The organism is uncultured Chitinophaga sp., from assembly GCF_937874145.1.
Taxonomy (GTDB): Bacteria; Bacteroidota; Bacteroidia; order Chitinophagales; family Chitinophagaceae; genus Chitinophaga.
This window is the reverse complement of sequence record NZ_CALNBI010000425.1, coordinates 1-5,109: the sequence shown is the minus strand read 5'-3', so window position 1 is coordinate 5,109 and position 5,109 is coordinate 1. Positions and strand designations below refer to the sequence as shown.

General features: G+C 54.1%; 3 protein-coding genes and 1 pseudogene. 3 read left to right on the top strand and 1 reads right to left on the bottom strand.

Annotation, left to right across the window (positions count from 1 at the left end):
* Nucleotides 1-252, bottom strand: a 252-nt coding sequence (locus Q0510_RS20260) for a two-component regulator propeller domain-containing protein (protein ID WP_298715728.1), incomplete at its 3' end; no start/stop codon positions are given.
* Nucleotides 253-427: 175 nt separating this feature from the next.
* Between Q0510_RS20260 and Q0510_RS20255 the strand changes: the two genes are divergently transcribed.
* The 3 genes and pseudogenes from Q0510_RS20255 to Q0510_RS20245 all read left to right on the top strand — a co-directional run.
* Nucleotides 428-1,714, top strand: a complete 1,287-nt coding sequence (locus tag Q0510_RS20255) for an RICIN domain-containing protein (protein WP_298715726.1) — start codon at nucleotides 428-430, stop codon at nucleotides 1,712-1,714.
* Between the two features lie 111 nt (nucleotides 1,715-1,825).
* The gene (locus Q0510_RS20250) at nucleotides 1,826-4,768 is read left to right on the top strand and encodes a TonB-dependent receptor (protein ID WP_298715724.1); all 2,943 of its coding nucleotides are present in this window, start codon (nucleotides 1,826-1,828) and stop codon (nucleotides 4,766-4,768) included.
* 23 nt (nucleotides 4,769-4,791) lie between these two features.
* Nucleotides 4,792-5,109: pseudogene (locus Q0510_RS20245) on the top strand (hypothetical protein); the annotation flags it as partial.

Here is a 5,109-nt window from a genome sequence, read left to right as displayed (position 1 = left end):
GACGAGCGAACCGGGGTCGCCGATCCTTTGCCGGTATACGCGGAAACCATAGCCGTCATACCGGTTCAGACCGTCGAAAGTACCTACCCAAAAATATCCGTTGCGGGACTGGTATATACAATTCACTTCGTTGTTGGACAACCCGTGCTCGATGCCCAGGTAAAATACGGGGGGAACGTCAGCTGCCCGAACCCCTGAACAAGTTAACATGAGCAACCATCCGGCTACCCGTATCATAAAGCGTTTTCCCATAACGTTGGACTTCCAGGAGTTAAATTAATTATTATGTCGTACTTATTTGAATGAAATTACAAGATTTACCCCCTTTTCTTATGATTCTGCCCCCCGTCGCTCCGGCAAAACGCTGCTATTTTAGCCCTCTCCACGAACCGGTTCCATTTCACTCAACTTCTTAAAACCAAATGTTATGAAAGTTTATGTACTGCTGTTCGGCATCTCCGCCGCCTTATCTTGTGCCAAGCCGGAAACATCCCCGCAGCTAAAAGCCGGGGAATTGTCCCTGGTTTCCGCTGCGTCTGTTAACGCTATCGACACGGCCTGGCAGCTGATCTTCTCGGATGAATTCACCACCGCCGGCAACTTCGACACGGCCAAATGGGAACATTGCACGCGATGGAGCCCCGCCTGGGCCAAATACCTCACTTCCACCCCTGCCTATGCTTCCCAAACAGGCGGCAACCTCGTACTGCGGATGGATAATGCGGTGATCGCCGGGGACAACGTTCCTTATCACTCCGGCGGTATTCAGACCTCCTCAAAATTCAGTTTCACCTATGGAAGAGTGGAAGTAAGGGCGAAGTTCAAACAGGGTCAGGGCTCCTGGCCTGCTATCTGGATGATGCCGGAAACGCCCGTTACCTACGGCGACTGGCCCAACAGCGGCGAAATCGATATCATGGAACATGTGAATTATGAAAATGTGGTGCATCAAACGGTTCACAATGGCGCGGTAACCGGTTCCGGCGGTGGCAGTTCGGCTACCAGCAGCACGGCCTACAACACATCCGACTTTAATACCTACACGATGGAATGGAGTCCCACCGCCATCAAATTCTCTGTTAACGGCGTGTTGCGCTACACTTACAACAAACCGGCCAACGCCACATCTGCACAATGGCCCTACGACAAACCGTTTTACATCATCCTCAACCAGTCGGGCGGCGCCGGGTGGCCGGGCGCCATTAATAACGCCGACCTCCCGTTCTGGATGGAAGTGGATTACGTAAGAGTGTACAAACAACCGGAGTTTGAGTCTGGTGCGACTTACAAGATTTTCTCCGCTCTCAACAACACCAGCCTGATTGACGTGAATGCCAATGGAACAGCCAACGGCACCTGGGTGATCCTATGGCCCAACAACACACCGTCAACCCTTAACCAGCAATGGAAACTGACCAACACTGGCGGCGGATATTACAAGCTGCACCCGATGCACGCCCTGACCAAAACATTCGACGTTACGAATGCCGCCACGGCCAACGGCACAAAAATCCAGCTGTACGACGACAACGCTACCCCGGCACAGCGCTGGCAGATCAAAAGTGTAGGGAATGACAATTATGTGCTTGCTCCGGCTAATGCTCCGTCAAAGCAACTCGAAGTGGCAAACGGAAGCGTGGCGAACGGTACGCGCATCCAGATCGACGCGCCAACAACGGGTAATGAACAGAAATTCAGATTCGTCAAACAATAATCCCGAATGTTCATCCGGGCTTTTTTCTAACAATTCAGATACACAACTATTATGATTCATCAATTTCACGTGCCCGGCCGCCCGGGCCGGCTGCGCCGTCATGTCTTATTCATGCTGATGGTACTGCTGCCGGGAGGAGCCGTTTGGGCGCAGCAACTGACTACAGGAAAGGTTACTGCTGACGGCAGTGCCCTGCCGGGTGTGGTCGTCAGGGTACAGGGTACGCAAACCGCCACGCAAACCGACGGCGAGGGCCGATTCTCCATCCCGGCCTCCCGTGGGGCCACTCTCCTCTTCAACCTGATGGGATTCCGGCAAATTGCCCATATGGTAGACCAGCAAACCAACATTAGTATTGAAATGGAACCTGATGTGAAGGTGCTGGAAGGTGTGGCAGTTGTCGGATATGGCACTCAAAAGCGAAAAGACCTAACCGGCGCCATCGCTACGCTGAAATCGGATGTCTATAAAGATCAACCTGTACTGAACGCTTCCGCCGCCCTGCAAGGCAGGGTGGCGGGCGTTTCCGTGACACAGGGCACGGGAGCCCCGGGCGGACAGGCCAAAATTCGCATCCGCGGCGCCAACTCCGTCAGCGCGGGCAACGAACCGCTGTATGTAGTCGACGGAATCGCACTCGGAAGTACCGGATTGCAGGACATCAACATTAACGACATCGAGTCGATGGACGTATTGAAAGACGCCTCGGCCACAGCAGTATATGGTTCCCGCGGCGCGAATGGCGTAGTAATTATCACAACGAAAAAAGGGAAAACCGGCGAAGCGAAAGTGGAGTACAATGGTTTCGCCAGCTTCAACAAGCCCATGAAACGCTACGATCTCATGGATGCGCCAACCTATGCAAGGATGGCGAATCTGGCCGCCGGCACCAGCGTCATCCCCAATCCCGAGTCCTACGCGGGCAAAACCACTGACTGGCAGGGGCTGCTTTTTGATAATGCCGCTAAGCACAACCAGCAACTGTCTGTCAGCGGCGGCAACGAAAAAGCAAAGTACTTCATCTCCGCCTTCTATACCGACCAGCAGGGCCTGCTCATCAACACCTGGCAAAAACGTTTTGGCTTGCGGACCAACCTGGAAGCAAAGATCACGGATCGTATATCCGTAGGGGTAAATCTATCCGCGCAGCGCATCAATTCTCACAACAATGGAGTATCTGCTTCGAAAGACAATCCTGTAATGGCTTCCATAGCATGGGCGCCTACGGAGCCGGTGTACGACAATGAAGCATCGAAACAATACAACCGGAACGGCATTTCTCCGATCTGGGTCAACCCGTATATGAACAGCATGGAAAGTGACAATAACAGCTTCGTCAATGTCGCCGTGCTGAACGGTTTCCTCAGATACAGGATTACCGACTGGCTCACGTTCACTTCCAATGCAGGATTGGACATGAACATTTCGCGCTCCGCGTCCCTGGCCAACAACTGGATCTCTCCCGGCAATATGAAATCCGCCCAGTCGCAGTCAGAGGGCTATACGTTCCAGAACAGCAATGTACTTACACTGGACCGCTCGTTCGACGAACATCATGTTACCGTTACGGCTATGGAAGAAAGCACTGTGAACACTTCCCAGGGTTTTAACGCCAGCGGTGCCGGGCTCAGCAGCACCACCAACGGTTATTACAATCTCGGCCTGAATGCGGCGCAAAGTATTTCTTCCGCTTATTCGCGCTGGGCATTGCTGTCGTTCATGGGGCGGGCAAGCTACAGTTACAAAGGGAAATACCTCGCCACCGTAACGATGCGCCGCGACGGGTCCTCCAAATTCCAGGGTAACAACAAATGGAGCAACTTCCCTTCCGCCAGCGTGGGCTGGAATCTTGCAGAAGAAAATTTCATGAAAAATTTCGGTGTTTTCTCCGCACTGAAACTGCGGGCGGGATGGGGCGTTACCGGCAACCAGTCGATCGCACCTTACAGTACGTTAGGCCTCCTCGGCCCGGTGAACTATTCCTACGGCACGGCCAACTCTTACCAGGGTTATGTGCTGGGTAATCCCAATACCCCGGACATCAAATGGGAAACCACACGCCAGTCCGACATCGGGTTGGACGCGAGCTTTTTTGACGGGCGGCTCAACTTCACGGCGGATTACTATTTCAAAAATACCACCGACATGCTGCTCTACACACAGATCGATAAATATCATGGAGGGGGACAGTTGCTGAAAAATATCGGCGAGATGAACAACAAAGGTGTGGAGCTGATGCTGGATGCCGTTGTAATTGACCGGCAGAACTTCCGTTGGGCTTCCACGCTGAATGGGGCGTTCAACCGGAATAAAGTAGCAAGCCTGGGCGGACAGGATATGATCCGCAGGGCCCGCATGGGCGGCGGCCTGCTCAATGCAGACATACAGGTGATTAAAGTGGGCGAACCGCTTGGCGCATTCTGGCTGATTCCCTGGGAAGGCGTGTACCATGCCGACGACGCCACGCTGAACCGCAAGGCCGGGGATTACAAATACAGGGATGTGAGCGGAAATAAACAGATTGGGTACGACGACATGATCATCGCTGGCAACGCTACCCCCACTGTACAATGGGGTTTCAGCAACGACCTGCGGTATAAAAATTTCGAATTGAATGTGTTCGTGCAGGGCGCAGGCGGGCACCAGGTGTTCAACGCTACTTACGCGGCAGCGGCCATTCCTACCAGCGATGTGGCCTATCCTACGCTGGCAGCCGCAGCTAATTACTGGTCGCCGAAAAATACGGGCTCGCTGTGGGCGGACCCCGCCAGCAAAAGCAAGCGCTACATAGAATCCACGCAGTTTTTACAGGACGCGTCGTATGCGCGGCTGAAAAACATCAGTCTTTCGTACGTGTTCAGCAAGAAAGTCCTGAAATACGGACAAGCGAAGCTGACGGTTAGCGGGCAGAATCTGTATACCCTGACCCGTTACAAAGGTTTTGACCCCGAAGCCACGTCTACCGCCGCGGGCAGTGACGCCGATGCGGGCATTGACCTTGGCGCTTATCCTTCTCCGAAAACGCTCTCCGTCCGCCTGAACCTGAGCTTCTGATCCATATGCAAAAACATTCAAACATGAAAAAATTCGTAATAGCGGCAACGGTTTCGGCGGTTGCCATGGCATCGTGCGGCAAGTTCCTGGAAGAAGATCCAAAAGGCAGCATCACTCCGCAGACATTCTACAAAACGACCGAAGACCTCCATTCCGCCACGCTCGGGCTCGCGCTCCTGCTGCTCTCCCCCACCCTTGCGCACGCGACCTTCGCACCGCCGCAGGCCCCCACCCGCTGGGCGACGGACACGGCGGGGTTCATCTCGACCGAGGCCCTGCGTGGGCTGGACGCACAGCTCGAGGCCGCTCAGGTCCAGACCGGTCGGCACGTCATCCTCTGG

What these genes read in the sequence shown, in the direction of transcription:
- Q0510_RS20255 (WP_298715726.1), top strand. Translation starts at nt 428, where the DNA reads ATGAAAGTTTATGTACTGCTGTTCGGCATCTCCGCCGCCTTATCTTGT.
- Q0510_RS20250 (WP_298715724.1), top strand. Translation starts at nt 1,826, where the DNA reads ATGCTGATGGTACTGCTGCCGGGAGGAGCCGTTTGGGCGCAGCAACTG.